The 26,369-nt window shown below is 66.9% G+C and carries 27 protein-coding genes and 1 pseudogene; 7 read left to right on the top strand and 21 right to left on the bottom strand.

Translation table 11 applies throughout. From position 1 onward, the window contains the following. Positions 1 to 95: 95 nt before the first annotated feature. The 6 genes from TL10_RS14910 to TL10_RS14935 all read right to left on the bottom strand — a co-directional run bounded on the left by TL10_RS14910 (position 96) and on the right by TL10_RS14935 (position 6,031). Positions 96 to 950, bottom strand: a complete 855-nt coding sequence (locus TL10_RS14910) for a GNAT family N-acetyltransferase (RefSeq protein WP_043986189.1) — start codon at positions 948 to 950, stop codon at positions 96 to 98. Positions 951 to 1,023: 73 nt separating this feature from the next. Continuing rightward, the gene (gene ispG / locus TL10_RS14915; RefSeq protein WP_043393673.1) at positions 1,024 to 2,190 is read right to left on the bottom strand and encodes a flavodoxin-dependent (E)-4-hydroxy-3-methylbut-2-enyl-diphosphate synthase; all 1,167 of its coding nucleotides are present in this window, start codon (positions 2,188 to 2,190) and stop codon (positions 1,024 to 1,026) included. Between the two features lie 9 nt (positions 2,191 to 2,199). Next, positions 2,200 to 3,435, bottom strand: coding sequence for a M50 family metallopeptidase (locus TL10_RS14920; protein WP_043393671.1), 1,236 nt, complete (start codon positions 3,433 to 3,435; stop codon positions 2,200 to 2,202). Beyond that, positions 3,432 to 4,592 carry a 1-deoxy-D-xylulose-5-phosphate reductoisomerase gene (gene dxr / locus TL10_RS14925; RefSeq protein WP_043393669.1) on the bottom strand — a complete coding sequence of 387 codons (1,161 nt, stop codon included), beginning with the start codon at positions 4,590 to 4,592 and terminating at the stop codon, positions 3,432 to 3,434. The genes TL10_RS14920 and dxr overlap by 4 nt, the downstream gene beginning before the upstream one ends. Before the next feature lie 86 nt (positions 4,593 to 4,678). Further along, entirely contained in the window at positions 4,679 to 5,479 is an 801-nt protein-coding gene (locus TL10_RS14930; protein ID WP_043986190.1) for a DUF4097 family beta strand repeat-containing protein, read from the bottom strand. 45 nt (positions 5,480 to 5,524) lie between these two features. After that, positions 5,525 to 6,031: a hypothetical protein gene (locus TL10_RS14935; RefSeq protein WP_043393665.1), complete on the bottom strand. Its 507-nt coding sequence runs from the start codon at positions 6,029 to 6,031 to the stop codon at positions 5,525 to 5,527. Between the two features lie 143 nt (positions 6,032 to 6,174). Here TL10_RS14935 and TL10_RS14940 point away from each other — a divergent pair, with 143 nt between their 5' ends. After that, positions 6,175 to 6,429, top strand: coding sequence for a DUF2631 domain-containing protein (locus TL10_RS14940; protein WP_043393662.1), 255 nt, complete (start codon positions 6,175 to 6,177; stop codon positions 6,427 to 6,429). 64 nt (positions 6,430 to 6,493) lie between these two features. Here TL10_RS14940 and TL10_RS14945 read toward each other — a convergent pair whose 3' ends face one another. The 4 genes from TL10_RS14945 to TL10_RS14960 are packed head-to-tail and all read right to left on the bottom strand — an operon-like array spanning position 6,494 to position 9,763. Beyond that, complete coding sequence (locus TL10_RS14945; RefSeq protein WP_043393659.1) at positions 6,494 to 7,231, bottom strand: YoaK family protein; 738 nt, start codon at positions 7,229 to 7,231, stop codon at positions 6,494 to 6,496. Between the two features lie 55 nt (positions 7,232 to 7,286). Continuing rightward, the gene (locus TL10_RS14950; protein ID WP_043986192.1) at positions 7,287 to 7,715 is read right to left on the bottom strand and encodes an FHA domain-containing protein; all 429 of its coding nucleotides are present in this window, start codon (positions 7,713 to 7,715) and stop codon (positions 7,287 to 7,289) included. Between the two features lie 36 nt (positions 7,716 to 7,751). Next, entirely contained in the window at positions 7,752 to 9,389 is a 1,638-nt protein-coding gene (locus TL10_RS14955; RefSeq protein WP_043986193.1) for a SulP family inorganic anion transporter, read from the bottom strand. Then, positions 9,386 to 9,763, bottom strand: coding sequence for an ArsR/SmtB family transcription factor (locus TL10_RS14960; RefSeq protein WP_043986194.1), 378 nt, complete (start codon positions 9,761 to 9,763; stop codon positions 9,386 to 9,388). Before TL10_RS14960 ends, TL10_RS14955 begins: the two co-directional genes overlap by 4 nt. A gap of 148 nt (positions 9,764 to 9,911) precedes the next feature. On the opposite strand from TL10_RS14960, the gene TL10_RS14965 reads away from it, so the two are divergent. Next, on the top strand, positions 9,912 to 11,252 hold the full coding sequence (locus tag TL10_RS14965) for a wax ester/triacylglycerol synthase domain-containing protein (RefSeq protein ID WP_043986196.1): 1,341 nt from the start codon (positions 9,912 to 9,914) through the stop codon (positions 11,250 to 11,252). 25 nt (positions 11,253 to 11,277) lie between these two features. Then, on the top strand, positions 11,278 to 11,829 hold the full coding sequence (locus TL10_RS14970; RefSeq protein WP_043393646.1) for a TetR/AcrR family transcriptional regulator: 552 nt from the start codon (positions 11,278 to 11,280) through the stop codon (positions 11,827 to 11,829). Here the strand turns inward: TL10_RS14970 and rlmN are convergent. Continuing rightward, positions 11,826 to 12,923, bottom strand: a complete 1,098-nt coding sequence (rlmN, locus tag TL10_RS14975) for a dual-specificity RNA methyltransferase RlmN (RefSeq protein WP_043393645.1) — start codon at positions 12,921 to 12,923, stop codon at positions 11,826 to 11,828. The two genes, TL10_RS14970 and rlmN, sit on opposite strands and share 4 nt — an antisense overlap. Positions 12,924 to 13,005: 82 nt before the next feature. Between rlmN and TL10_RS14980 the strand changes: the two genes are divergently transcribed. Then, positions 13,006 to 13,971 (top strand): DMT family transporter, encoded by a 966-nt coding sequence (locus tag TL10_RS14980; RefSeq protein ID WP_082067953.1) that lies wholly within the window; start codon positions 13,006 to 13,008, stop codon positions 13,969 to 13,971. On the opposite strand, the gene TL10_RS14985 is transcribed toward TL10_RS14980, so the two are convergent. The 4 genes from TL10_RS14985 to TL10_RS15000 form a co-directional block, all read right to left on the bottom strand. Next, positions 13,862 to 14,734, bottom strand: a complete 873-nt coding sequence (locus TL10_RS14985) for a phosphatidate cytidylyltransferase (RefSeq protein ID WP_043393639.1) — start codon at positions 14,732 to 14,734, stop codon at positions 13,862 to 13,864. The genes TL10_RS14980 and TL10_RS14985 overlap by 110 nt on opposite strands. Positions 14,735 to 14,765: 31 nt before the next feature. Continuing rightward, on the bottom strand, positions 14,766 to 15,323 hold the full coding sequence (gene frr, locus TL10_RS14990) for a ribosome recycling factor (RefSeq protein ID WP_043393636.1): 558 nt from the start codon (positions 15,321 to 15,323) through the stop codon (positions 14,766 to 14,768). A gap of 36 nt (positions 15,324 to 15,359) precedes the next feature. Continuing rightward, positions 15,360 to 16,103 (bottom strand): UMP kinase, encoded by a 744-nt coding sequence (pyrH, locus tag TL10_RS14995; protein WP_043393633.1) that lies wholly within the window; start codon positions 16,101 to 16,103, stop codon positions 15,360 to 15,362. A gap of 114 nt (positions 16,104 to 16,217) precedes the next feature. Then, positions 16,218 to 16,916, bottom strand: a complete 699-nt coding sequence (locus TL10_RS15000) for a class I SAM-dependent methyltransferase (protein ID WP_043986199.1) — start codon at positions 16,914 to 16,916, stop codon at positions 16,218 to 16,220. Between the two features lie 45 nt (positions 16,917 to 16,961). Between TL10_RS15000 and TL10_RS15005 the strand changes: the two genes are divergently transcribed. Continuing rightward, positions 16,962 to 17,387, top strand: a complete 426-nt coding sequence (locus TL10_RS15005; RefSeq protein WP_043393628.1) for a MarR family winged helix-turn-helix transcriptional regulator — start codon at positions 16,962 to 16,964, stop codon at positions 17,385 to 17,387. A gap of 6 nt (positions 17,388 to 17,393) precedes the next feature. Here the strand turns inward: TL10_RS15005 and TL10_RS15010 are convergent, their stop codons facing one another. The 4 genes from TL10_RS15010 to TL10_RS15025 all read right to left on the bottom strand — a co-directional run bounded on the left by TL10_RS15010 (position 17,394) and on the right by TL10_RS15025 (position 21,252). Continuing rightward, the gene (locus TL10_RS15010; protein WP_043393626.1) at positions 17,394 to 17,843 is read right to left on the bottom strand and encodes a DUF350 domain-containing protein; all 450 of its coding nucleotides are present in this window, start codon (positions 17,841 to 17,843) and stop codon (positions 17,394 to 17,396) included. 19 nt (positions 17,844 to 17,862) lie between these two features. Further along, a complete protein-coding gene (locus TL10_RS15015; protein ID WP_043393623.1) occupies positions 17,863 to 19,026 on the bottom strand; it encodes a glutathionylspermidine synthase family protein in 1,164 nt (387 codons plus the stop codon). After that, positions 19,026 to 19,637, bottom strand: a complete 612-nt coding sequence (locus tag TL10_RS31705) for a hypothetical protein (protein WP_043986200.1) — start codon at positions 19,635 to 19,637, stop codon at positions 19,026 to 19,028. The genes TL10_RS15015 and TL10_RS31705 overlap by 1 nt, the downstream gene beginning before the upstream one ends. A 208-nt stretch (positions 19,638 to 19,845) precedes the next feature. Beyond that, positions 19,846 to 21,252, bottom strand: a complete 1,407-nt coding sequence (locus TL10_RS15025; protein ID WP_043986201.1) for an amidase — start codon at positions 21,250 to 21,252, stop codon at positions 19,846 to 19,848. A gap of 289 nt (positions 21,253 to 21,541) precedes the next feature. On the opposite strand from TL10_RS15025, the gene TL10_RS15030 reads away from it, so the two are divergent. Then, positions 21,542 to 23,275 carry a purine-cytosine permease family protein gene (locus TL10_RS15030; protein WP_052506422.1) on the top strand — a complete coding sequence of 578 codons (1,734 nt, stop codon included), beginning with the start codon at positions 21,542 to 21,544 and terminating at the stop codon, positions 23,273 to 23,275. Between the two features lie 50 nt (positions 23,276 to 23,325). On the opposite strand, the gene TL10_RS15035 is transcribed toward TL10_RS15030, so the two are convergent. After that, on the bottom strand, positions 23,326 to 24,420 hold the full coding sequence (locus tag TL10_RS15035) for a substrate-binding domain-containing protein (protein WP_043986221.1): 1,095 nt from the start codon (positions 24,418 to 24,420) through the stop codon (positions 23,326 to 23,328). A 157-nt stretch (positions 24,421 to 24,577) separates the two neighbouring features. Here TL10_RS15035 and TL10_RS15040 point away from each other — a divergent pair, with 157 nt between their 5' ends. Then, positions 24,578 to 25,036, top strand: coding sequence for a MarR family winged helix-turn-helix transcriptional regulator (locus tag TL10_RS15040; protein ID WP_043986202.1), 459 nt, complete (start codon positions 24,578 to 24,580; stop codon positions 25,034 to 25,036). A 61-nt stretch (positions 25,037 to 25,097) separates the two neighbouring features. On the opposite strand, the pseudogene fmdA reads toward TL10_RS15040, so the two are convergent. Continuing rightward, positions 25,098 to 26,255, bottom strand: a pseudogene (gene fmdA / locus TL10_RS15045) (formamidase); the annotation flags it as partial. Between the last annotated feature and the right edge of the window lie 114 nt (positions 26,256 to 26,369).

Raw genomic sequence — 26,369 nt, forward strand, 5'->3', positions numbered from 1 at the left:
GCCGGTCTCGGGGAGGCACACCGAGACGCAACCGTGACGTTTTTGTGAGAAAGCGGATGCGCGAACACTCGTGTGGGCGACCCACCCGGCTGAGGTCAGTCGAGCAGGACCGTGGCGTAGGTACCCACCTGGGTGAACCCGATGCGCCGGTAGATCGCGCGGGCCGGGCCGTTGAAATCGTTGACATAGAGGCTGGCGGTCCGGCCGCTGCGCAGCACCGCGGACGCCAAGGTCGCGGTGCCCGCCGCACCCAGACCGCGGCCACGCCAGTCCGGATGCACCCACACGCCCTGGATCTGACCGACCCGCGACGTCTGCGCCCCGATCTCGGCCTTGAACACCACCTGGCCGTCCTCGATCCGCGCCCAAGCCCGGCCGGCCGCGATCAATCCCGCCAGCCGGCGACGATAGCCGCGGCCACCGTCGCCAAGACGCGGGTCCACACCGACCTCGCCGATGAACATGTCCACTGCCGCAACGACATACGCGTCCAACTCGTCCATCCGGACCGGACGCACCGCGGGATCGAGCGTGCACTGCGGGGCATCCGACAGCGTCAGCAGCGGCTGGCAGTCCCGGACCTCGCGGGCCGGGCCCCACACCTGGGCCAGTTGCTGCCACATCGGCAGCACCAACTCGGCGCGGCCCACCAACGACGAACACCGGCGCGGGGCACTCATCACCTTGTCGGCGAACACCATCATGTCGGCCGCGGTCCCCCGCATCGGAATCAGATTCACCCCGGCGAAGCACAGCGACTCGGTGGCCTGGCTGCGGGTCCACAGCTCGCCGCCGATGGCCACCGCATCGAGGCCGTGGTCAGCCACCCGGGCGGCCACCATGCAGGTGCCCACCGGATCCTCGTCGAAGACCTGCTGCACCTGGGCGACTTCGCGCACCACTGATATCCGGCGCGCATCTGCGATCCGGAAAAGTGGAGGTGCCGACATTCACCGACCTTCTTGCGAGTGTGACCTGACGTGCTATTGAGGCTTGCCCGTGACTGCGATCACAAGGCTGTGCTCAGCTTACGGTTACGACGGGCGAACCGCTCGCATCGGTGCCGGACTCGGCCGCGATTCGCATGGCCTCTTCGATCAGGGTCTCGACGATCTGAGATTCGGGGACCGTCTTGATCACCTGGCCACGGACGAAAATCTGGCCCTTGCCGTTACCGGACGCCACCCCGAGGTCAGCCTCACGCGCCTCACCCGGTCCGTTCACCACACAGCCCATGACAGCGACGCGCAGCGGCACGTCGAGCCCGTCGAGCCCGGCCGACACCGCGTTCGCCAGCTTGTAGACGTCCACCTGGGCGCGCCCGCAGGACGGGCACGACACGATCTCCAGGCCGCGGGGCCGCAGGTTCAGCGACTCCAGGATCTGGTTGCCGACCTTGACCTCTTCGACCGGCGGCGCGGACAGCGATACCCGGATGGTGTCGCCGATGCCCTCGCTCAGCAGCGCGCCGAAGGCGACGGCGCTCTTGATGGTGCCCTGGAACGCCGGACCGGCCTCGGTCACGCCGAGGTGCAGCGGGTAGTCGCACTTGGCGGCGAGCTGGCGGTAGGCCTCCACCATGATCACCGGGTCGTTGTGCTTGACGCTGATCTTGATGTCGCCGAAGCCGTGCTCCTCGAACAGCGAGGCCTCCCACAGCGCCGACTCGACGAGCGCCTCCGGGGTGGCCTTGCCGTACTTCTCCAGCAGTCGCGGGTCGAGCGAACCGGCGTTGACGCCGATGCGGATCGGGATGCCCGCGGCGCCGGCGGCCTTGGCAACTTCCTTGACCCGGCCGTCGAACTCCTTGATGTTGCCCGGATTCACGCGTACCGCGGCGCAGCCGGCGTCGATGGCCGCGAAGATGTACTTGGGCTGGAAGTGGATGTCGGCGATCACCGGGATCTGGCTGTGCCGGGCGATCTCGGCCAGCGCGTCGGCGTCTTCCTGCCGCGGACAGGCCACGCGCACGATGTTGCAGCCCGACGCCGTCAGCTCGGCGATCTGCTGCAGCGTGGAGTTCACGTCGTGCGTCTTGGTCGTGCACATCGACTGCACGGAGATGGGGAAATCGCTGCCGACGCCTACGTCGCGCACCATCAGCTGGCGGGTCTGGCGACGCGGCGCCAGGGTTGGCGGGGCCGGGGGCTCGCTACCGACGCCCGGCATACCCAAACCGATGGAGGTCATCACGGTCTCCTACTGGAAGATTCGAATGGGGTTCACAAGATCGGCCGTGACGGTCAGCAGCATGTAGCCGCCGATCACCACCAGGACCACATAGGTGGCCGGCATCAGCTTGAGGTAGTTCACCGGAGCCGCGGCGACTTTGCCGCGGGACGCGCGAATCATATTGCGGAGCTTCTCGAAGACTGCGACCGCGATGTGTCCGCCATCGAACGGCAGCAGCGGCAGCAGGTTCACCGCGCCCAGGACGAAGTTCAGCTGCGCGAGGAAGAACCAGAACATCACCCACAACCCGTGGTCGACGGTGTCGCCGCCGATGATGCTCGCGCCGACCACGCTGATCGGGGTTTCCTTGTCGCGCTCGCCGCCGCCGATCGAGTGGATCAGCGCACCCACCTTGGTCGGGATCTTCGCCAGCGACTTGCCCAGTTCGACGGCCAGGTCACCGGTGAAGGTGAAGGTCGCGGGCACGGCGGTCAGTGCGTTGTACTGCGTCGGTCCGGGCAGCGGCGCCGCGGTGACGCCGATGGCGCCGACGGTCGCCGCGGTGTCGGAGTCCTTGACCGTGAATCGCTGGGTCTGCTCGACGTTGACGGTGGTGGTGAACGTCTGGCCGCCGCGTTGGTAGACGACCGGAACAGTGCCGCTGAGGCCGCGGATGGCTTTCGCCATCTCCTCGAACGTGCTCACCGATTTGTCGCCGACCTTCACCACGGTGTCCCCGGCCTTCAAGCCGGCCGCGGCGGCGGGACCGGCCCCCGGATGCGGGCACGGACCGAACGGGTTGTCGCCCGTCTTGGCAATTTGCGGTGCCACACAAGCGGTCTCACCGATCACCGCGGTCGTCGTCTGGTGCAGATTCGGCAGGCCCCACGTCACCGCGATGCCGTAGATCAGCACCAGTCCGATGATGAAGTTCATCGCGGGTCCGGCGAACAGCACGGCGACGCGCTTCCACACCTTCTGCTTGTACATCGCGTACGGCTCATCCGCGGGCGCGATCTCGTCGACCGACGTCATGCCCGCGATATCGCAGAAGCCGCCCAGCGGCACGGCCTTGAGGCCGTATTCGGTGGTGCCGAGCCGGTTGGGCCGGTGCGTGGACCACAGCGTCGGGCCGAAGCCGACGAAGTACCGCCGCACCTTCATCCCGGTGGCCCGGGCCACCCACATGTGGCCACACTCGTGCAGGGCCACCGACACCAGAATGGCCAGCGCGAAGAGCGCAATACCGATCACGAACATCATCGGGCGGGCACAACCTCCTGTGCGATGGTGCGCCGCGCCCGGTCCCGGGCCCAATCCTGCGCATCAAGTACGTCTTCCACGGTAGCGGGTTCGGCGGCCCATTGATCCGCAGCGCCCAGCACGTCGGACACGGTCCGCACGATCGCCGGGAACCCGATGCGCCCGTCGAGGAACGCTGCCGCTGACTCTTCGTTGGCCGCGTTGTACACCGCGGTCAGGCAACCACCGCGGGTTCCGGCCTCGCGGGCCAACCGGACCGCGGGAAAGACGTCGTCGTCCAGTGGCCCGAACTCCCAGGTCGAGGCCTTGGTCCAGTCGCAGGCCAGGGCGGCGCCCGGGACGCGGGCCGGCCACCCCAGGGCCAGCGCGATGGGCAGTTTCATGTCGGGCGGGCTGGCCTGCGCCAGCGTCGAACCGTCGGTGAACGTGACCATCGAATGCACGATGGACTGCGGGTGCACCACGACGTCGATGCGGTCGTAGTCGATGCCGAACAGCAGGTGGGTCTCGATGAGTTCCAGCCCCTTGTTGACCAGCGACGCCGAGTTCAGGGTGTTCATCGGCCCCATCGACCACGTCGGGTGGGCACCGGCCTGCTCGGGGGTGACGTCCTCCAGGTCCTTGGCCGCCCAACCGCGGAACGGGCCGCCGGACGCGGTGAGCACCAGCCGGGCCACTTCGTCACCCGTGCCGCCGCGCAGGCACTGGGCCAGCGCCGAATGTTCGGAGTCGACGGGCACGATCTGCCCGGGCTGTGCGGCCTTGAGCACCAGCGGTCCACCGGCGACCAGCGACTCCTTGTTCGCCAGTGCGAGCCGAGCACCCGAATGCAGCGCGGCCAGCGTCGGCTTCAAACCCAGCGCCCCGACCAGCGAGTTCAGGACGACGTCGGCCTCGGTGTCCTCGACGAGCCGGGTGGCCGCGTCGGCCCCCGCGTAGGTGACGTCGCCGATGCGCTCGGCCGCGGCGACGTCGGCCACGGCGATATTGGTGACGCCCGTCTCGGCGCGCTGCCGAGCCAGCAGTTCGGCATTGCCGCCGCCGGCCGCCAGGCCGACGATCTCGAACCGGTCGGGGTTGGCGGCGATCACCTCCAGGGCCTGGGTACCGATCGACCCGGTACTGCCGAGCACCAGGACTCTTAGCCGCTCACTCACCTCTCTATTGTGCCGCCCCACCCGGCCTTCGGCGTCGGTGGTGGCACATCGGGATCAGCGGCGACGGAACCAGCCGGCGATTCGCGTCAGGCGGGCACTGTTGCGGCGCGCCGGATGGCGATGTCTCCCGAGGCGGTCCGGGCATGCACGGCCAACCGACGGTCGTCGTCTTCGGGGCCGGCGGTGGGGGTCAGATCGCTGTGCACCTTCCCGGACCGGCTGTCCAGATCGAGGTTCGCCGCGGTCCCCTCGGCTACGCCGACCTCGACGTAGCCACTGGCAGTGGCCACCGACACCGATCCCGATTCGGCGCCTGCCACTGTCAGCGATCCGGACGCGGTCCGGCTGTGCACGGCTCCGCGCAATGTCCCGACGGTGGCCGAGCCGCTGGCTGCCTGAAACTTCAGGTTGCCGTCCAGATCGTCGATCGACAGGTCCCCCGAGGCAGTGGATACCGTGGCGTGCCCCAGCACCCGGCGGGCAGCGATGTCGCCGGATGCCGTGGCGGCCTTGATGTTTCCCTGTACAGAGTCGAGGACGGCGCTGCCGCTGGCGGCGTTGAACCGGCAGTCCGCGACCGGGCCGTCGACCTGCAGATCAGCCGACGCCACCGAGACCGAGAGCCTGGACAGTGCCGGCAATGCAATGTCGACGTTGACGGCACCGCGGGACAGCGACAGCAGCTTTCTGCCGACGATCACGGTCAGCGCGCCGTTCGAGAAATCGATGTGTGCCTGCTCGGCCGCCTTGACGTCGGCGGCCCGCATCGGGTCACGTGGCGTGACACGCACCTCGGTGTCGGTCCGGTCGGCGGCGGCGATGCGTACAGCGCCGGCCGCGAGTTCGATCGTGGCGGTGATGGGGTCTGACGTCGGAAACGTTCGCATGGTGCTCTCCTGTCGGTGGGTGGGGTTTGTTGTCTGCTGTTTTCGTCAGCGGACCCAGCCGCTGATGGTGTTGCCGCGCTTTCGATCGCGTGGCGCCGGCCCGCCGAGCGCGGCACCGACGGCGCGAACCAACCAGGCGTTGACCGAGAGCCCGTCGCGCCGCGCCGCGGCGTCCACACCGCCGCGCAGAGCCTCGGGCAACCGCAGGGTCACGCGCCAGGTACCGCCGTCGTCACCGGTCGGAGCACTGACGGCGCCGTCGGCCAGGTCCGCATCGGCGGCGACCGGCGGTTCAGGATCCGCGTCTGCCGATGTCCCGGTCACGACGAATTCCGGGTCGCGGCCGCGCAATCGCACGTCGACCGACGCCGGTGCCAACTCGCGCGTGATGTGCTCGGCCGCTTCGGAGAGCGCCTCGAGCAACGCCAGGCGAAGAGCGGAATCGAGCGGTGCACTGAGTCGTTCGGCGAGTTCAGCTGCCTCGGCGCCACCTGCCGCGGCGGCGATCTCCAGCTCGATCCGAACTCCGTCGACGTAAGGCTGCAGGTCCATGACACCACTATGACATCACTCTGGTGTCATAGCAAGCATCAAGTTGACGCCACGCCGTGCCGCCCACGCGCCACCTACACCGACTACGACCGAGCGTCGTATGCAAGAATGACCGCAATCCATCGGATCGTTAAGGAGTAGCCGTGGCCACCACCGAGGTCGAACGAAGCACCGGCGTCGATGTCGAGGACGTCCCCTCGGCCGAGTGGGGCTGGTCCAAGATGAACCGCGGCGTGATTCAGGCCGGTGGCATCCTGTCCGCCCTCTTCCTGCTGCTGATGCTGCGCGGCAACCACGTCGGCCACGTCGAGGACGCCTGGCTGATCGGGTTCTCCATCCTGTTGTTCGTCATCGTGATCCGCGGCTGGTGGCTGCGTCGTCGCGGCTGGATCCGCTGACCTCAGTCCTTACGACAAAGGCCACGAACTCTTTCGAGTTCGTGGCCTTTGTCGTTGCCGGGTTTCAGGCGGTGGGCTCGCGGTGCCGCCGGTCCGAATGGAAGAACGTGACGAGTGTCGTTGCGCCGCAGATCAAGCCGACCGTGCCGATGAGCTGCGGACCGGTGATCCGGTCGGCCAGCCCGCCACCCACGGCCGCGCCGATCATGAACGACAACAACAACGCCAGGTAACCCAGCCAGTCGTAGACAGTGCCGCTGCCACAGATGTGGCGCTCCAGCCCCTGTCCCAGCTTGACGACCGTTCCAGTGACGTAGCTGAGCGGCACCGCCACTTCGCCGCGCTTGACGAAACTCGTGTTCAACGCGCCCACCGAGAAACAGATGATCAGGATGCCCGTGAAGTTGACGTCCTCGTAGTACCAGCCGTCCTCGTACAGCTCGACCACGGACGCCACCAGCAAGCCGATGGTGACCAGCGCGGTGGCACCGTGCGGATGGTTCTGCCAGTACCGGCGCCGCAGGAACGACGCCACGAAGACGCCGGCCAGGAAGCAGGCCATCAACGACAACGCCGCCAGCGGCCCCGCCCCGGACACCTTCTGCCGTTCCGCGACATCGAACCAGCCGAGTACCGCCCGTTCGGTGTTGCCCGTCATGAAGGTGACGAAGTATCCCGCACTGTGCAGGAACGCGACCGCGCCGATCATGCCGGCCAACCACGACAGCAGCCACGACAACCGCGCCTCCGGTCCGATGGCGCCTTCCTTGCTCACAACCCTGTCGGGTGACTGCTGATCCACCGGCACATTATGTATGGCGCGGATCGACGGACGGCTCAGATCGATCCCGGCGCCGTCACCAGCGTTGCGGCCGGCAGGTGAAGCTCAGCCGGAATTTGCCGATCTGGATTTCGTCACCGCTGGTGAGCGGGAGCGACAGGACCTGGACTCCGTTCACCGAGGTGCCGTTCAGGCTGCCGACGTCGATGATCCAGTATTCGCCATCGAGCCAACGGATTTCAGCGTGATGGCGGCTGACGGTGATGTCGTCGAGAAACACGGCACTGTCGGGGTGCCGACCGGCGGCGACAATGTCGTCGGCCAGCAGGAACTGGCCGCCGGCACCGGGGCCGCCGGTGATCGCCAGGACCCCCGAGCCCGGGCGCACCTCCGACACCCTCTGGTGCCCGGCATGCCCTTCGGCACCTTCGTCGATTACCCGGTCGATCGCGGTGGCGTGGACGGCGACGTCGTCACCGAGGCGCGCGTGGTCGGTCAGACTCATATCGGGTTTCCTTTGCCTGGCTGGGTTTTCGAAGCGCTACTTGATGGTGTGGCTGCGGGCATGGGCGATGGCATCGTCCAGCGTCTCGATGAGGTGGTTCTCATGACGCAGGGAGTCGATGGTGCCGACACCTGCGAGGAGGTCTCGGTGCTCGGGCCGGACACCTTTGATGATCACGGTGATGCCCCGTGACTCAAGATCTTCCACGATCTGCGTCAGGGTGTGCGCACCCGTGGCATCGAGCATGCCGAGTTGCGACAGCCTGATGATGACGACCTCCGTCTCGGCATGGTGACCATCGGTGATCGCGGTCGAAATCCGTTCGGCCGCACCGAAAAACATTGCCCCGTCGAGCCGCAGCAGGGCGATGCGTTCGTCGCCGGGCACGTAGGGTCCCGGCAGATCCTCGCGCGTGACGCTGCTGCGCCGGGCCAGCGCACGCAGCGCAAACAACGCCGTTGCCGCGACACCGATCTCGACGGCCTGGATCAGGTCGAAACAGACAGTGACAGTCGCGGTCAGCAGAAAAGTCACCGCGTCCGAACGCGTGGACCGCAGAATCCGCGTGACCGTGTGCGGTGAGATCATCCGGAACGCCGTCACCATCAACACCGCCGACAGCGCCGCCAGCGGGATGGTCCCGACCAGTCCGCTGACCAGGTAGACCACGGCCAGCAGCACCACCGAGTGCACGATCGCCGCGACGCGGGTCCGCGCGCCGGAGCGTACGTTGACCGCGGTGCGGGCAATGGCCCCGGTGGCCGGCATGCCGCCGAACATCCCGGAGGCGACCGAAGCCAGTCCCTGGCCCACCAGTTCCCGGTTCGGGTCGTAGGGCCCGGTCGGGGACATCGTCGCCGCGACCCGCGCCGACAGCAGTGACTCGATCGCGGCCAGTGCGGCGATCGCCAGTGCCGCACCGAACAGAGAGTGCAACACCGCCAGATCAGCGTGTGGCCATACCGGTGTGGGCAATCGCGAAGGGAGCGCGCCGATCCGGGCTGCCGGCAATCCAGTGCCCACGACCAAGGCGGTAGCCGCGACAACCGCCACCAACGACGCAGGCACCGCGGGGTGCAGCCTGGGCAGCACGATCATCAGGGCTGCCACCAACACCGTGACGAGGAGGGCCGGCCATGCTGCCCCCACGTCGAGGTGCGAGACGACCAGGCCTGTGGCCACCAGCGGGGACCGCCCGGCGGGTGCCGCCTGCCCGAATGCGGCCGGGACCTGCTGCAGAAAAATGATGACGGCGATGCCGAGGGTGAATCCTTCGATGACCGGCCACGGAATGAAGGTCACCGCGCGCCCAACGCCGGTGATGCCGGCCACCACGACGATGACCCCGGCCAGGATGGTGACGGCGGCGACGCTGCCCAGTCCGTACTGGGCCACGATCGGCGCCAGTACCACCGTCATCGCCCCGGTCGGCCCCGATACCTGAACATGCGATCCGCCGAACACCGCGGCCACCAGGCCAGCCACGACCGCGGTGACCAGACCGGCCGCCGCGCCGACACCCGAACTGATGCCGAACGCCAGCGCGAGCGGCAACGCGACGACCCCGACCGTCACCCCGGCAAGGACATCACGCCGCCACGAGTGCCTCAGGCCGGCATAGTCCTTGCGCGACGGCAACAACCGGGTGATGCGGTCGCCGGCGACCTTGGTCATCGGCTGGTGCCGATCGGCGGCAGTGCGTTGACGGCATCGAGCTGATCACGTTGCGCGGCAAGGGTATCGGCGAGGAACGTTCGCGCGATGAGCAAAAGTTCGGCGATCTTCGGATGCGCCAACGTGTAGTACACCGCGTTGCCGGCCCGATACCCGCTGACCACACGATGACGTTTGAGCACGGCCAGATGCTGCGAGAGCAGCGTCGGTTCGATATCGCTGGCCGCGAGGATGTCGCTCACCGGCGTCGGGCCATCTGAGGTCGACAGGATCTCCAGCACTCTGATACGGGCCGGATGCGCGAGCGCTTTGAAGAGGTTCGCCTTGATCTCGTACAGCGGCCGTTCGGGACCGTCGAGCACGCTGTCGACCATTTTGCTGCACCCCTAATTGATGGATTGCGTAAATTCTCAATCCATCATAGCGCGCCGGGCCCGCCCGACAGATTCACCAGATCAGCTTTTGCCAGACAACGCACAGGCTCGCGAAGCGAAAGTGCGTGGGCTCGGTAACATTCGCGCCATGGCCGTAGCCGACAACACAATCGACCTGGGAGACCAAGCCTCCTTTACCGGCTTACGGGCGCTGGGCCGTGGCCCGCTCATCCAATACACCTGGATCTACGAACATCCCATCGACCTGGATGGCCTGCGCCGCCTGCACCGCAATCTGGGTAGCGGCGGCCTGTTGGGCCGCCGGATCGAACGGTCGCCGCTGCCGTTCGGGCGGCACCGGTGGGTCCGCTCGACCGGACCGCTGGGCCTCGACATCGCCACCGGGACGCGACCCGTCACCGAGCTGAACGACTGGGTCAACGAACGCGCCTACATCCCGGTGGACCCGGAGCATGGCCCGCCCTGGCACCTGGGCGTGCAGCAGCTCGAAGGCGGCGGCGCGGCCGTGTCGCTCGTGGTGTCGCACACCGTCGGGGACGGCCTGGCCATTGCCGAAGCCGTCGCCGACGCGGTCAACGGCGAACCCCGCGACCTCGGCTACCCGATACCCGCATCCCGGACCCGGCGCGAGGCACTGCGCGAAGACCTCCGCCAGACAGTGCGCTCGGTACCCAGTTGGTTCAAGGCCGTGGTCGGGGCCGCCAAGATCGCTCGCGATCAGAAGGGCGACCTCGCGGCGTCGGCCAAATCGGTGACGGCGGCGGTGTCCAGCGGGATCGCCACGCCGGTGACGCCGCCGTTCGTCACCATCCACATCGACATCGACGAGTGGCACCAGCGCGCGAAAGCCCTTGGCGGGACCAGCAATGTGCTGTTCGCCGCACTCGGCGCCCGGGTCGGGCAGGTGGTGGGCCGGCTGGGCGACGACGGCCGGGCCATGCTCTCGTTTCCCGTCAACATCCGCACCGAGGGCGACACCCGGGGCAACGCGCTCAGCACCATCACCGTGATGGCGGACCCCGAGAAGGTCAGCACCGACCTGAGCGAACTGCGGGGCGACATCAAGCACGAGCTCGCCGGTGTCGACGAGTGGACCCGAATGATGCTCACGCCCCTTCCGCTCACTCCCCTGGTGCCCAAGTTCGCGGTGCGACGGCTGGAGAAGATGGTGCTCAAGGTCGGCAAGCCCATCGGCTGCTCGAACCTGGGCCTGTTCCCCCCCGCGTTCAACCGGCCCGACGGCACCGACGCCGACAATTTCCACGCCCGCCTGGTCGAACCGGGACTTACGCCGGTGGACCTCGAACGGCTCAACGGTCACCTGTTCCTGGTGTTGTGCCAGACCCCGACGTCGATGATCGTGACGGTCACCGCGTGGGAACCGGGCGAGACGAACACCAAAGCGGCACTGGCAGATTCCACCCGCAAGGCGCTGGCCGAACTCGGGCTCACCGGAACCGTCGACTAAGTTACCGGGTAGTACCATCGGTATCGTGGACAGTACCGCGAGCCCCGAGGGCAGCTCCGTCGAGGACGCCTCGACCCCGAGCCGAATCCTGGTGGCAACCGCGGAAGTGCTTGCCCGTCAGGGACAAGCCAAACTCAGCCTGTCCGAGGTCGCCATGCAGGCGGGGGTTTCCCGCCCAACGCTGTACCGCTGGTTCGCTTCCAAGGAGGCGCTGCTCGAATCATTCGGGCGGTACGAACGCGAATTGTTCGTCGACGGCATGAGCGCGGCCACCGAAGGGCTGCGGGGCAACGAAAAGCTCGATGCCGCACTGCAATTCATCGTGCGGTACCAGAAGACCTATTCCGGTGTGCGCGTCATCGACATCGAACCCGAAGTCGTGCTCGCCCAGCTGCCGAACGTCCTCCCGATCATGCGGAACCGTCTGCAGAAACTGCTCTCCGGACCGAACGCCGAACTGAAGGCGGCCACCGCCATCCGGATCGCGATATCGCACTACCTGGTCCGCAGTGACGACACCGACCAGTTGCTGGCGCAACTGCGCCATGCCGTCGGCCTACGCGAGCCGAGCAGCTAGCCTTCAGCCGCCAATTGCCCACACGCAGCGGCGATTTCACGACCGCGGGTGTCGCGCACCGTGCATGACACACCGGCGGCCTGCACCCGGCGCACGAACTCCCGCTCGACGGGCTTCGGACTCGCGTCCCACTCGCTGCCCGGGGTCGGGTTCAAGGGGATCAGGTTCACGTGCACCAACGGGCCCAGCTTGTTACGCAGCTTCTTGCCCAAAAGGTCTGCCCGCCAAGGCTGATCGTTGACATCACGGATCAGTGCGTACTCCACCGAGACCCGGCGACCGGTCACGTCGGCGTAATACCGTGCGGCGTCGAGGACTTCGGAGACCTTCCACCGGTTGTTGACCGGCACCAGGGTGTCACGCAACTCGTCGTCGGGGGTGTGCAGTGACAGCGCCAGCGTCACACCGAGCTTCTCGTCGGCGAGTTTGCGGATCGCCGGCGCCAGCCCGACGGTCGAGACCGTCACCGAGCGGGCGCTGATACCGAAGCCCTCCGGCGGTGCCGCGGTGATCCGACGGACGGCGGCCACCACCCGGTTGTAGTTGGCCAGCGGCTCCCCCATGCCCATGAAGACGATGTTGGACAGCCGGCCGTCGTGCTCGTTACGCATCGCGGCCGACGCCGCGCGCACCTGCTCCAGGATTTCGGCGGTCGACAGATTGCGCTGCAGACCGCCCTGTCCGGTGGCGCAGAACGGGCAGGCCATGCCACAGCCGGCCTGCGACGAAATGCAGACGGTGTTGCGCTGTGGGTAGCGCATCAGGACCGATTCGAACGTCGTACCGTCGACCGCGCGCCACAGGGTCTTGCGCGTCTCCCCCGCGTCGCACTGAATCTGTTTCACCGGCGAGATGAGGTCGGGGAACAGCGCCGAGGCCACCTGATCGCGCACCGCGGCGGGCAGATCGGTCATCTCGTGCGGGTCGGCGATCAGCCGGCCGTAGTACTGATTGGCCAGCTGCTTGGCCCGGAATTTCGGCAATCCCAGCTCGGCGACGGCCGAGGCGCGGCCGTCGGCGTCGAGGTCGGCAAGGTGCCGCGGCGGCATGCCGCGGCGCGGTGCTTCGAAAACCAGAGGAAGGGAAACGGCCATAACGGGCTTCAGTATCGCACCGACTCGCCCCTGCAGACGAAAATCGTTGGACCTGGCGCCGCCGACCACTCACCATGGCCCCATGCCACCCCGTCCCGCGTCGCTTCTGGCCTTCGTCTACGCACTGGGTTATCCCATTGGCGCCCTTGCTGTTTCGGCCCTGGCGCCCATGGCGACGCTGGTGTTCCGATTCGGTCTGGCGGCCGCGATCCTGACCACATGGGCACTGGCGGCGCGTGTGAAATGGCCCACTGGTACCCGACTGGTGCACGTGGTGATCAGTGGTCTGCTCACCCAGGCTGTGCAGTTCATCTGCCTGTACCTGGCGCTGATGCACGGCGCTCCCGCGGTGCTGGGCGCCGTGGTCATCTCGATGAACCCCGTCGCCACGGCCCTGCTCGCTGCCGTGTTCCTGGGCGAACGGCTGACGCCGATGCGCGTCGTCGCCCTGGTCCTGGGTGCGCTGGCGGTGCTCGCCGCGTGTGCCCAGCGGCTGCTGATGGTCGGCGGGGTCGACGCGGTGATCGTGCTGCTGGTCGTCTCGCTGCTGGCCCTGGCCGCGGGCGGCGTCTATCAGCAGCGGTTCTGCCGTGGCGTGGATTTCCGCGCCACCGCGGCGCTGCAGAACGCGGCGTCGTTGCTTCCCGTGGCGGTCCTGGCCGCCGTCATGCCGTGGACGGTGACCAACCTGCACACCGCCGTCCTCGCGGTCGGCGCGGTGGTGCTGTTCAACGCCACGTTGTGCATGACGCTGTACGTGCGGGCAATCGATCGCTACGGCGCCGCCGCGGTGGCCATGCTGTTCGCCGTCATCCCGGCGATCGCCGGCGTGCTGTCCTGGCTGCTGCTGGGCCAACGGCCCGACCTCGGTGTGGTGGTCGGCCTGGTGCTCGGCGCGCTGGCCTGCTGGCTCAATTCGCGCGCCGTGGCGCGGACCGTCAGGCCAGCAACTCCAGCACCAGCCACGCCGCCACTGCAGACGGCAGAATCGAATCGATCCGGTCCATCAGACCGCCGTGACCAGGCAGCAGAGTGCCCATGTCCTTGATCCCGAGATCGCGTTTGACCTGAGATTCGACCAGGTCGCCGAGGGTGCCGGTGATGACGAGCATGATGCCGAGCGGCACGCCGACCCACAGCGGCCGGTCGGCCAGGTAGTGCACCGACAGCACCGAGACGATGATGCTGAACAGCAGTGATCCGCTGAAGCCCTCCCAGGACTTCTTCGGGCTGATCGCCGGCACCATCGGATGCTTGCCGAACAGCACGCCCGCGGTGTAGCCGCCGATATCGGAGGCCACGACGCCCAGCATCATGCAGAACACCTGCATGGCGCCTTCGTGGTAGCCGCCCTGGTGCGGATAGATGAGCAGCGCCGTGAAGGCGCCGAACAGCGGCACCCAGGCGGCCAGGAAGATCGTCACCGAGACGTCGCGCGTGTAGTTGACCGGCGCGGCTTTCAGACCGCCCGACAGCAGCCGCCAGATCAGGCACAGCGCGACCGTGGCGCCGAACGCACCCAGCGCCCCGGCTTCCCGGAAGGGCACGGTCAGCCAGATCATCGCCTGGCCACCGATCAGCAGCGGAATCACCGGGACGGCGTAACCGCCTTCGCGCAGCCGGCGCACCACCTCGTGGGTGGCCAGGGCGACGGCGAGCGCCACCAGCGCCACCCACAGCTGCGGGACGAACAGCAGGGTGGCGATGACGGTGCCGCCCAGGACGGCGCCGACGGAGATGGCGGCGGGCAGGTTGCGCCCGGCGCGCGAGGACTTCTTGGGCTCCCCGGTGGGGGCGGTTTCGGTGGCCACGACTGTGTGGATGCGGACAGCTGGAAGGTCGTCAGACCTCCAGCAGCTCGCCTTCCTTGTGCTTGACCAACTCGTCGATCTGAGTCGTGTAGGTGGCGGTGGTCTTGTCCAGATCCTTTTCGGCGCGCGCGACTTCGTCCTCGCCGGCCTCGCCGTCCTTCTTGATCCGGGACAGCTCCTCCATCGCCTTACGACGGATGTTGCGCACCGACACCTTGGCGTCCTCGCCCTTGCCCTTGGCCTGCTTGACGAGTTCCTTGCGGCGTTCCTCGGTCAGCTGCGGGATGGAGATGCGGATGACGGTGCCGTCGTTGCTCGGGTTGACGCCGAGGTCCGAGTTCCGGATCGAGTCCTCGATGGCCCTGAGCTGGTTGGCCTCGTAGGGCTTGATGACCACCAAGCGCGCCTCGGGGACGTTGATGCTCGCCAGCTGGGTGATGGGCGTCATCGAGCCGTAGTACTCGATGTTGATCCGGTTGAACATGCCGGGGTTGGCCCGGCCGGTGCGGATCGACCCCAGGTCATCACGGGCCACCGCGACGGCCTTGTCCATCTTCTCTTCGGCATCGAAGAGGGTTTCCTCGATCACTTCATATTCTCCCGTCGCTCGCCCGGCCACCCAGCTCTAGCTGGAGACCAGCGTTCCGATCTTCTCACCCGCGACCGCGCGCGCGATGTTGCCTTCGGTCAGCAGATTGAAGACCAGCATCGGCATGCCATTGTCCATGCACAGGCTGAACGCGGTGGCATCGGCGACCTTGAGGTCGCGTTCCAACACCTCGCGATGGGTGATGCTGGTGATCATCTGGGCGTCGGGCACCTGGCGCGGGTCCGCGGTGAACACACCGTCGACGGCCTTGGCCATCAGGACGACCTCGGCACCGATCTCCAACGCGCGCTGCGCGGCGGTGGTGTCGGTGGAGAAGTACGGCAGGCCCATGCCGGCGCCGAAGATGACCACGCGCCCCTTCTCCAGGTGCCGGCGTGCGCGCAGCGGGATGTACGGCTCGGCGACCTGCCCCATGGTGATGGCGGTCTGCACGCGGGTGTCGATGCCTTCCTTCTGCAGGAAGTCTTGCAGCGCAAGGCTGTTCATCACGGTGCCGAGCATGCCCATGTAGTCGCTGCGGGTGCGCTCCATACCGCGCTGCTGCAACTGCGCACCGCGGAAGAAGTTGCCGCCACCGATCACGACCGCGACCTGAGCGCCGGCCCGCACCACCTCGGCGATCTGCCGGGCGACCAGAGCGACGACATCGGGGTCCAGACCCACCGCGCCGCCACCGAACATCTCACCACCGAGCTTGAGCAGCACCCGCTTATAAGCCGGCCGGATCAAACCCTGGCCACCGTTGTCTGCCTCGGCCATCAGACTCCTTCGGTCCCCACATGTCACAGCTGCCCCGGCGATCGGCAGCGGCTCCATCCTGCCTCATGACGATCGGGCCGGAGGCAAGGAGGGTGGAACCCGACGGCGTGCGGACTAACCCAGGTGCGCCTGCAACAACCACGCGCGAACCGATTTGAGTCCGCTCGGCTCGTCCCTGACGTCGAGGGCGGCGAAGCCTGCGCCGGGCGCCGAGTCGGCGCCGGGCGCCGCGAAGCCCGCCGGCATGTTGCCGTGAATGCGGGCCGGGGAGATGTCGTCGATCACCCAGTACTTGCCGACGACATCGCGCAGCTCTTCCTCGGTCACCGGGTTGGCCGGGCCGGCGGGCATGCCGCCGCGGTCGAAGACGAGAACGATATAGGTGGCGCCCGGTGCGGCAGCCCGCACGATCGAGCGCTGGTAGCCGTCACGGAGCTCGACGGGCATGGAGTGGAACAGCGTGCTGTCGATGATGGTGCCGAAGCGGCCGTCGTATCCGGTGAAGTCACTGATGTCGGCGACCTCGAAGCTGGCGCTGTGCGCGCCGCGCCGGGCGGCTTCGTCGCGGGCCAGTTCGATGGCGGTGGCCGACTGGTCCAGGCCGACCGTGGTGAAGCCGCGCTCGGCCAGGTAGATCGCGGTGGCGGCCTCGCCGCAGCCGGCATCGAGCACTTCGCCGTGCACCTTGCCCGCGTCGATGAGCGCGGCGATCTCGGGTTGCGGCGTTCCGATGCTCCATGGTGGCCGGGCGCCCATCTCGGGAGCCTCGCCGCGGTACGCGCTTTCGAACATGGCATCAGTCGGTCTGGTCATACCTCCGGTTTATCAACGCTGTTGATATATGTCAATATAGTTGACATGTTCGAAGGTGAAGACGCTCCCCTGGGCTATCTGCTCAACCGCATCGCCACCGCGCTGCGCGCCGACATCACGGCCGATGTCCTTGAGCCGCTGGACCTGACGTTCCCACAGTTCGTCTGCCTGCGCATCGTCGACAACCGGCCCGGCATGTCGAATGCCGAGATGGCGCGTTTCATCGGGGTGTCGCCACAGGCGATGAACATCGTGGTGCGCGCGCTACAGGACCGCGAACTGATCACCCGGCCGTCGACCGTCGCCGCCGGACGGTCCCGGCCCACCGAACTGACCCGGGCCGGCCGCACCCTGCTGAGCAAGACCGTCGCCGGCATCCGCGCCGCCGACGACGCCCTGCTGGCCGGCCTGACCGCCGCCCAGCGCCGGGAGTTCCGCGAGACGCTGACCAGCCTGCTACCGCCCGACTAGCGGCGACTAGAGAATCGCGGCAGCCACGATCAGGCCGAACGCCAGGTACGAGGCCGCCACATCGAGCACGATCGGTGAAAACTTCTCCTGCTCGAGCATCTCGCCGATGTCGAGGCCCTTGACGGCGCCGATCAGGCGCACCGAAAGCGCCTGCGCGGCAATGCCGACGAGGCCGAAGACCACGGTCTTGATCAGGCCGCTCGCCAGGTCACCCGACGAGCTGTAGATGGCGAGCACCACGATGAAGGCCATCGACACCACACCGGAGGCGGCTACCGCCGCGGCGTTGGGCCGGCCGGTGCGCACCAGTTCACGCAACGGCCCCGGCGTGGTCCAGTCGATCACGAAGAAGCCGAGGATCATCAGCGCACCGCCGACGATCGCGTACAGCGCGATCGCCGATGCGCCATGTCCGACGATCGACCAGTAGTCGTTGCCAAGTGCGGTGAGGGTCATGAAGTTCGTTTCCTTCCGGTCACTGCGGGATGCGATGGGGCACAAAGGCTGCGCCGTTGTCGGTGACCAGACCCGAGGTCTCTCGGATACCGAGTCCAGCCGATTCGTCGCCGACGATCCACGCGCCCAACGCGGGGCGCATGTCGTCGAATTGCGGTAGTGGGTCGAGCAACTGGTAGACGTAGCCCTCTTCGCCGTACACGCCGCCGGTCTGGGTTTCGTATCCGGCGCCGACGATCGTGACGTTCGCGCCCTCACGCCCCAGCTTGGGCTTGCGGACGTATTCAGTCAGCTCGTGCGGGTCATCGATGTACGCCGGCAACAGATTCGGGTGCCCCGGGTACATCTCCCACAACACCGCCAGGATGGCCTTGTTGCTCAGCAGCGACTTCCACAGCGGCTCGATCCACATGGTCTCGGGCAGGGATTCGGCTGCGTACTTGCCGAATTCGTCATCGAGGACCCATTCCCAGGGATAGAGCTTGAACAGCGTCGAGATCGGCGCCTCTTCCAGGTCGACGAACCGATTCAGATCCCGGTCCCAGCCCAGCTGCTCGATGGCCAGGCCCACGGTGTTCAGTCCGGCCTCGGCGGCGCACTCCTGCAGGTAGGCCAGCGTCACGTTGTCCTCGCCGCTGGTGTCGGCCGACGACCAGGTGAAGTGGGCTTCGTTGCCGGGCAACTGATCCTGGATCTCCTTCCACCGTTCCACCAGTTTCTCGTGCAGCGAGTTCCACTGGTCGTCGGCGGGAAAGACGTCGGTCTTCCAGTACCACTGCAGGATCGCGGCTTCGAGCAGCGACGTCGGGGTATCGGCGTTGTACTCCAGCAGCACCGGGGGCCGGCGGCCGTCGTAGCGCAGATCGAAGCGGCCGTACAGGTGCGGATCGCTACGCCGCCAAGACTTCTCGATGTGCGGCCAGCTCCACTCCGGGAGCCCGAAGTCGCGGTAGCGCTCGGTCAGCACCACGTTCTCGACGGCCTCCAGGCACATCGAATGCAGCACCTCGACCGAGGCCTCGATCGAGAGCACCTCGTCCATCTCGAACACGTAGTGCACCGACTCGTCCCAGTAGGGCCGCATGCTGCCGTCGGCGCTCGCCGCGGGGGTGTCGAAGCACATGCCCTGGTCGGCGATGATCTTCTGCCACCCCGGCCGCGGGGTGCTGCGTTCGCGACGCATCAGCTACCGGAGCTTCCACTGCTCGACGAGCCGAAGCCGCCGCGGGACACCGATGAGCCGCCCTTCGAAATCGACGTACCGGATTTCGTTGTGGCCGTAGTGCCTTTCGGTAGGGTCAGCGTGCCGCCGCGGGCGATGCTGCCGACTCCGGTGTTGGAGCCGCCGTAGTAGTAGCGGTACGACGATCCGGCGTAGAAGAACGTGCTGCCACCCGAACTGTGCCCGCTGCTGCAGTAGCTGTCCGGCACCACTTCATTGGAGCCGTCCTTGACGCAGGAGGCGCTGATCTGGTCGTCGCGATGGAAGATCGCGTAGCCGGCGGCAACGACAGCCACCACACCGACGCCGACGGCCGACCCGATGAGAACTTTCTTGCCGGTGGCCGCGCGCTTGCGGGCCTTTTCGGCCTTCACCCGCTCGATCTCTTCTTCGGCTTCGCGCGCCTTCTGCGCCTTGTCCCGGGCGCGGGCTTCGGCGATGGTCGGCTGCCGCGGCTTGGCCGTGGCCGGGTCCTGCCAGCGGACCGAACCCTGGGGATCTTCCGGTGGCGGACTCGGCTGAAATGCCGGAGTCGGATTCGGTGTGGGATCGGCCGGCGGCACCGGCGGCATGCTCGGGCCGGCCCCCGGGACGGGGTCGGGCCCAGTACCTGGCGCCGACGCTTTCCACGGCTGCCTCTGCGCCCCATCCTCGGGCCCGACAGTCATGCACACCCCCAATTGACGCAACCTGTGAGACAGCATAAGGCTGGCTGGCCGGCGAGGTGGCCGTTGGCGCTGCTTCCGTACTGCAAAAGTAGCCGCCGTCCGCCGCGCACGGTCAGCGCGCCGCGAGCGACGGCCATCCGATCTCCCGCTCGAGCTCGAAAGCCAAGGCCAGCAGCGTGGCCTCCTGCCCCGCTGCCGCGCCGAACATCATGCCGACGGGCAATCCGGAGGCGGACTGGGTCAGTGGCAGCGAAACCGCCGGCGCTCCGCTGGCATTCTGCAGCGGCGTGAAGCCGACCCAGTCGATCAGTCGCGAGATGATCTGGTCGTAGTCGGCAGTCGGGTCCAGGTGTCCGATCGGCGGCGTGACCTCGCTGAGGGTCGGGGTCAGCACCACGTCATAGTCTCGGGCCAGGCGCGCCGGGATGCGCCGCGACGCGGCCAGCCGGGCGATGGCGGCCGGCACCCGATGCAGGTTGCGGGCCGCCTTCCGTTCCAGCCCCAGGGTCAGGTTGTCCAGCTTGGCGCGGTCGAAGCTGGGCCCGAAGGTGTGTTTTCCGCCGCGGACCAAAGCGAAGGCCAGGAAGGCCCAGTACAAAAGGAAGTCGTCGCGGAACCGCTCCGGCGCCGGGTTGCCGATCTCGGTGACCCGGTGGCCGAGCTGTTCCAACCGGGCCGCGGTCTGCATGGTCAGCTCCCGGATCTCGGGGCTGGCGTCGCGGCCGATCGAGCTGGTGCACACGGCGATGCGCAGCCGGCGCTGCCCGGGCGCGGTGACGTCGCCGATCGCCGGCAGCTTCGGGTTCCGGTAGACGCGCTCGGCCTCCCGGTAGAACGCCGCGGTGTCCCGGACGCTGCGGGTCAGGACACCGTTGGCGACGATCTGCAGCGGCATCCGGGTCTCCCGGTCCAGCGGCAGCCGGCCACGCGTGGGCTTGAGACCGACCAATCCGTTGCAGGAAGCCGGGATTCGGATGGAACCGCCACCGTCGTTCGCGTGCGCGATGGGCACCACGCCGGCTGCGACGAAGGCACCCGACCCGGACGACGACGCGCCCGCGGTCACCGTGGTGTCCCACGGATTGCGCACCGGACCGAGACGAGGGTGCTCAGCTGAGGCGCTGAAGCCGAACTCCGACAACTGCGACTTGCCGAGCGCCACCAGCCCTGTCGACAGGTACAGGCGCGCCCATTCCCCGTCCGCCGGCATCGGCCTGGGCGCCCACGCGTCGGCGCCTTGCATGGTCGGCCAGCCGCGGACCGCGACGTTGTCCTTGATGAACGTCGGCACACCGTCGAAGAAGCCTCCGAACGGCCTTGGTGCGCTTGCCTTTTCGACTGCCTGCTCGAATGCTTCGTACGCCATGCCACCCAGTTCGGGCTGCGCCTTCTCGGTACGGGCGATCGCCGCCTGCACCACCTCGACCGCCGACACCGCACCGCCGCGGATCGCGTCGGCGACACCGACCGCGTCGAGGTCACCGAGGGCGTCGTCACCGAATGCGCTGATGCGTGTCATAGCACCCACGGTACCAAGCAGTACCACCAGCCTGCCTTACCCCCAGATTTCACGTTGTGAGTCCGGACACCGACTTCGCGCACCATTGAACGCGCCGCGTAAACGCCTAGTTTCCCCGGCGTAACTTTCCATTTGAACTAGTGCCATATGGAAGTAATTGGTGTTAGCTTTCGTCCGACCCGGCTGCTGCAGGTCGCGGACCGGTCCGGTCATCGGCGCCCGCATTCGACCTGTTTGCCTGATGCCTTGCAGCACTGGCGATTACGACGGATTCGACAGGACATGCTTCATGACTACCGAGCAATCCATAGACGAAGTTCAGGACCATCCGATAGCCGGGGCGCGCGTCGGCCCGTGGTCCCGCTTCGCCACCTGGGCAAGCCAAGACAACATCGAGGACTTCTCACTTCGCTACGCGCCCAAGTCTTTTCGTAAATGGTCACCGATGGCGTGTGCCGTGGCCGCCCTGGGCGGCATCGCCTACCTCGCCGACTACTCCATCGGGGCCTCGATCGCCGTCACCCACGGTGCGGCCAACGCAGTCGTCGCGATCCTGGTCGCCGCCGTCACCATCTTTCTCACCGGCATCCCGATCGCCTACTACGCCGCCAAATACAACATCGACATGGATTTGCTCACTCGCGGAGCCGGTTTCGGGTACTTCGGTTCGACCCTGACCAGCCTCATCTACGCCAGCTTCTGCTTCATCTTCTTTGCGCTCGAGGGCGCGATCATGGCACAGGCGATGAAATTGGCGTTCGGCCTTCCACTGGCGGTCGGCTACATCATCGGCTCGCTGATCATCATTCCGCTCGTGCTCTACGGCATGACAGCGCTGGCCAAGTTTCAAGTCTGGACCCAGCCGTTGTGGCTGATCCTGTTCGTCGCTCCGATCGCCTTCATCGCGACCGCGGATCCGGCGGGCTTCCACGGGTTCCTGAGCTGGGCAGGCAATGGCGGCAGTGAGCAGGTGACCGCTATCGGAGTCGGTGCGGGTGCCGGCGTGGCACTGTCGCTCATCGCCCAGATCGGCGAGCAGGTCGACTATCTGCGCTTCATGCCCGAGAAGTCGGAAACACCGCCACTGCGATGGTGGGGCGCGGTCCTCGCGGCCGGACCCGGCTGGGTGATCCTCGGTGCGGCCAAACAGATTTGCGGCGCCTTCCTGGCTTTCTACGTCGCGGGCAAGGTCGGTTTCGCCGCCGCGACAGAACCCATCGAGCAGTTCCTCGGCGGGTTCGGTTCGGTCATCCACAGCGATGTCGCCGCCCTCGCACTGGCGACGCTGATGGTGTTGCTGTCCCAGGTGAAGATCAACGTCACCAACGCATACTCGGGCTCGTTGTCGTGGTCGAACTTCTTCAGCCGGGTTCTGCACGTGCACCCGGGCCGGGTGGTGTACCTCGGTCTGCACATCGCCATCGCGTTGGCGCTGATGCTCAGCGACATGTTCACCGTGCTCAACACCATCCTGGGGTTCTACTCCAACGTCGCGATCGCCTGGGTCGGCGCGATCGTCGCCGACCTGGTGATCAACAAGCCGCTGCTCAAGCTCAGCCCGTCCTACGTCGAATTCAAGCGTGCCTATCTCTACAGCATCAATCCGGTCGGATTCGTCTCCATGCTGGTGGGTTCGGTGTTCTCGATCATGGCCTTCTATCACGCTTTCGGCGATTTCCTCGCGGCCTGGTCGCCGTACCTGGCGCTGACGTTGGCGTTCGTGCTCTCCCCGCTGATCTGCATCGCAACCAAGGGCAAGTACTACCTGGCGCGGCGCAATCCGCTGCGCGAGGAGATCGAGAAGGAGCCGCTGTGGGCGGGTCAGACGCTGCTGGACGTGGTCGACCAGAAGCGGTACGAGCTGCCGGATATGGTGCACGACTGCCCTTTTCATCACGGCACCGTGTCCTCGCTGACCTGCACCCTGACCAAGGACTGCCATGACATGTGCAAGAAGGAGGAATACGACGATTCGGTGAGCGTGGATCTACTGAAAACCGCGACGACACCACAGTCGAGCTGATGAACCGTCATGACCCCGCCCGCTTGGCCGGACGGGGTCATGACCGTCGGTCATGGAGTCAGCTCGACGATCACGTCGAATTCGAGTTCGTCGGCGCTGGCGAGATACACCGGTTGACGGGTATGAGCACCACGCATGACCACCTCACCGCGCGGCCCCTGGTACGCGACATTGGAGCGCGCCCGGTCGATCGCGGCCACCTCAAGGCTGCGGGCCGTCTGCGCCAACGCCGTCAGCAACAACAGTCCCTCATAACAGGATTCACCGATGTTGTTCAACGCCGGGGCCGCGCCGCCGAACCGCTGCTGATAGTGCGAGCCGAACCCCATGTTCACCTCGGTGGGCAGGCTCTCGAAATAGCCGCATGCCGTGTACAGGCCGGTGGTCGCCCCACGTCCGCTGGCGCACAACACATCCTCACCGATCATCAGCGACAGGCGCACGACACTCTGATCCAGACCAGCTCTGGCGAACGCGCGATTGAATGCCGCGTTGTCCGCACCCACCATCAACACCAACACACCGTCGGCCTCCGAGCGGCGGATGACGTCGAGCATCGGCCGAAAATCCCGCCCGCCCAAGGGAACGAAGGCTTCACCGACGAATTCGAAGCCCGATCGCCACATGTACTCCTTGGTCACTCGGGCTGTCTGCCGCGGCCAGATGTAGTCGTTTCCGACGATGCACCAACGTTTCAGCCCGAGGTGCTCGCGCAACCACGTCAACGCCGGAAACAGTTGCTGCTCTGGGGTTTCCCCCACCATGTACACGCCGTCGGTGCTCTCCCCGCCCTCGTAGAAGGTCGTGTACACATAGGGCACCCGTCCGGCCGTCTGCGGAGTGATGACCCGCCGCGCATTCGACAGGTGCCAACCCACCACGGCGTCGATCCGGTCCTGGGCAACCAGGCGGCCCAGCTCGTCGGCCAGATCACTCAATGGCGCCCCGGCATCGACCGGATGAATCCGGACCGGCCGGTCCAGGATGCCGCCGGCCGCGTTGATGTCCTCAGCGGCCAGCTCGGCGCTGGCCTCGCACGAAGGCCCGAACATCCCGGCGGGTCCGCTCAACGGCACCACGAGCGCGATATCGACCACATCCCGGTCGGCGCGCACGGGAATCGTCGCAAAACTCGGATCCACCATCACCTCACCTCGGGACACCGACCCAGCTACGCCACACCGATCGCGACGACCACTACGTCCATCGCCCGGGTGACCAGAATTCACTTGAACATACCTGCCGATCAGCGCTGTTTCACGGCGAGACGACAGCTCCGATCACGGTAGGCTGGGCGCCACCATGGACATCAAGCCCGGCGGCCGTGCCGACACCATCGAGGAACTCGCTCGATTGGTGAAGTCGGTCGCCTTCGAACTCGACCGCGTCGTGACCGAGCAGCTGGCCGGTTTGACGGTGCGTCAGTGGCACGTGCTGGCCGCGCTCGAGGGCGGTGTCGGAAAGCCGATGACCGCGCTGGCCGAGGCGACATTGTTGCCCGGGCCCAGCCTGACGCGGCTCGTCGACGGGATGGTCGACGACAATCTGGTGCTGCGCAAGGCCGATGTGGTGGATCGCCGACGGGTGTTGGTCTACCAGACCCGCCGGGGCGGTTCGTTGTACCGCCAGATCCGCGAGCGGCTGGGCAAGTCCGAGCAGCTGACCGCGCTGTGCACGGCAAGCTCACTGCCGGCAGACACGCTGACCGAACTACTGAGCGCCCTGCAGGTACCGGCCACCCCGGCGGATCTCCGCGGCTGACTGAACCCGCCAAACAGCCAGTCCCCCAAGGAAATCGAGGAACTGGCTGTCGGCTGCGGGATCAGAAACTGGCGTGTGGCGCACCCATACCGGGATCGATCTGGTACGGCCCGGACGCCGACGGCGCCACCGGGAAGTCGAAGATGGCCGTCGGGATGTACACCGTCGCACAGGAATTCGGGATGTCCACCACTCCGGAGAGCCGCCCCTCGATGGGTGCGGACCCGAGCAGCAGGTAGGCCTGCTCCGGGCTGTACCCAAATTTTGTGAGGTAGTCGATCGCGTGCAGACATGCGCGCTGGTAGGCCAGATCCGAGTCGAGGTACTTCTGCTCGCCGTCGAGTGTCACCGAGGTGCCCGAGAAGGCGAGCCATTCCGAGTACTGCGGGTCGGTGTTGCCCGGCATGAATATGGCGTTCTCATGCACGCCGTAGGTGTCCATGCCGCCCTTGATCAGATCCACGTGCAGGTCCATGAATCCGCCCATCTCGATGGCCCCGCAGAACGTGATCTCGCCGTCGCCCTGCGAGAAGTGCAGATCGCCGAACGACAGGTTCGCACCGGGGACGAACACCGGATAGAACACCCGGCTGCCCTTGGTGAGGTTCTTGATGTCCTGGTTTCCGCCGTTCTCGCGCGGCGGCGCGGTACGGGCCGCCTCGGCGGCCGCTTTGGCGAAGGCGTCGCCCTGCAACGAACCGAGGATCGCGTCCTGGGGTTCGGGTGGCAATGCCAGCGGCGGGACGCGGTCGGGATCGGTGGCGATCAATGCACCCTCGCGGGCATTCCACTTGGCCAGCAGTGCCGCCGACGGTGCGGTGCCCATCAGGCCGGGATGCACGATGCCGGTGTACTTCACCCGGGGCACGTGCCGTGAGGTCGCCGTCTGGCCGGAGAAGTCCCAAATCGCCTTGTAGGCATCGGGGAACTGGTCTGTGAGGAATCCGCCGCCGTTCTGCTTGGCGAAGATGCCGGTGTATCCCCAGCCCTGCCCCGCCAGCGGCCCCGAGTCTTCCTGCGGAATCGGGCCGACGTCGAGGATGTCGACGATCAGCAGGTCGCCCGGTTCGGCCCCCTCGATCGCGAACGGTCCGGACAGGCAGTGCACGCCCTTGAGCGGGGCGTTGAGGATGTCCTCGGCAGAGTCGTCATTGCGGATGGCGCCGTCGAACCACTCCCGGCAATGCGCCCGGAAGCTGTCTCCCGGCTTGACGGTGAGCAATGATCAGAACCTGTGGATGAGCCTCGGGGGGTGGCGTAGGAAAGGGCGCACCTTCCCGAGGATGATCTGAATATCCGTAGGTCCGATCAAGAGCCGGCGTTGGCGCGCTGG

This window comes from Mycolicibacterium llatzerense (assembly GCF_000878195.1).
Classification (GTDB): Bacteria; Actinomycetota; Actinomycetes; order Mycobacteriales; family Mycobacteriaceae; genus Mycobacterium; species Mycobacterium llatzerense.

What these genes read in the sequence shown, in the direction of transcription:
- TL10_RS14910 (WP_043986189.1), bottom strand. Translation starts at nt 950, where the DNA reads ATGTCGGCACCTCCACTTTTCCGGATCGCAGATGCGCGCCGGATATCA.
- ispG (WP_043393673.1), bottom strand. Translation starts at nt 2,190, where the DNA reads ATGACCTCCATCGGTTTGGGTATGCCGGGCGTCGGTAGCGAGCCCCCG.
- TL10_RS14920 (WP_043393671.1), bottom strand. Translation starts at nt 3,435, where the DNA reads ATGATGTTCGTGATCGGTATTGCGCTCTTCGCGCTGGCCATTCTGGTG.
- TL10_RS14930 (WP_043986190.1), bottom strand. Translation starts at nt 5,479, where the DNA reads ATGCGAACGTTTCCGACGTCAGACCCCATCACCGCCACGATCGAACTC.
- TL10_RS14935 (WP_043393665.1), bottom strand. Translation starts at nt 6,031, where the DNA reads ATGGACCTGCAGCCTTACGTCGACGGAGTTCGGATCGAGCTGGAGATC.
- TL10_RS14950 (WP_043986192.1), bottom strand. Translation starts at nt 7,715, where the DNA reads ATGAGTCTGACCGACCACGCGCGCCTCGGTGACGACGTCGCCGTCCAC.
- TL10_RS14955 (WP_043986193.1), bottom strand. Translation starts at nt 9,389, where the DNA reads ATGACCAAGGTCGCCGGCGACCGCATCACCCGGTTGTTGCCGTCGCGC.
- TL10_RS14960 (WP_043986194.1), bottom strand. Translation starts at nt 9,763, where the DNA reads ATGGTCGACAGCGTGCTCGACGGTCCCGAACGGCCGCTGTACGAGATC.
- TL10_RS14965 (WP_043986196.1), top strand. Translation starts at nt 9,912, where the DNA reads ATGGCCGTAGCCGACAACACAATCGACCTGGGAGACCAAGCCTCCTTT.
- rlmN (WP_043393645.1), bottom strand. Translation starts at nt 12,923, where the DNA reads ATGGCCGTTTCCCTTCCTCTGGTTTTCGAAGCACCGCGCCGCGGCATG.
- TL10_RS14980 (WP_082067953.1), top strand. Translation starts at nt 13,006, where the DNA reads ATGCCACCCCGTCCCGCGTCGCTTCTGGCCTTCGTCTACGCACTGGGT.
- pyrH (WP_043393633.1), bottom strand. Translation starts at nt 16,103, where the DNA reads ATGGCCGAGGCAGACAACGGTGGCCAGGGTTTGATCCGGCCGGCTTAT.
- TL10_RS15000 (WP_043986199.1), bottom strand. Translation starts at nt 16,916, where the DNA reads ATGACCAGACCGACTGATGCCATGTTCGAAAGCGCGTACCGCGGCGAG.
- TL10_RS15005 (WP_043393628.1), top strand. Translation starts at nt 16,962, where the DNA reads ATGTTCGAAGGTGAAGACGCTCCCCTGGGCTATCTGCTCAACCGCATC.
- TL10_RS15010 (WP_043393626.1), bottom strand. Translation starts at nt 17,843, where the DNA reads ATGACCCTCACCGCACTTGGCAACGACTACTGGTCGATCGTCGGACAT.
- TL10_RS15015 (WP_043393623.1), bottom strand. Translation starts at nt 19,026, where the DNA reads ATGCGTCGCGAACGCAGCACCCCGCGGCCGGGGTGGCAGAAGATCATC.
- TL10_RS31705 (WP_043986200.1), bottom strand. Translation starts at nt 19,637, where the DNA reads ATGCCGCCGGTGCCGCCGGCCGATCCCACACCGAATCCGACTCCGGCA.
- TL10_RS15025 (WP_043986201.1), bottom strand. Translation starts at nt 21,252, where the DNA reads ATGACACGCATCAGCGCATTCGGTGACGACGCCCTCGGTGACCTCGAC.
- TL10_RS15030 (WP_052506422.1), top strand. Translation starts at nt 21,542, where the DNA reads ATGACTACCGAGCAATCCATAGACGAAGTTCAGGACCATCCGATAGCC.
- TL10_RS15035 (WP_043986221.1), bottom strand. Translation starts at nt 24,420, where the DNA reads ATGGTGGATCCGAGTTTTGCGACGATTCCCGTGCGCGCCGACCGGGAT.
- TL10_RS15040 (WP_043986202.1), top strand. Translation starts at nt 24,578, where the DNA reads ATGGACATCAAGCCCGGCGGCCGTGCCGACACCATCGAGGAACTCGCT.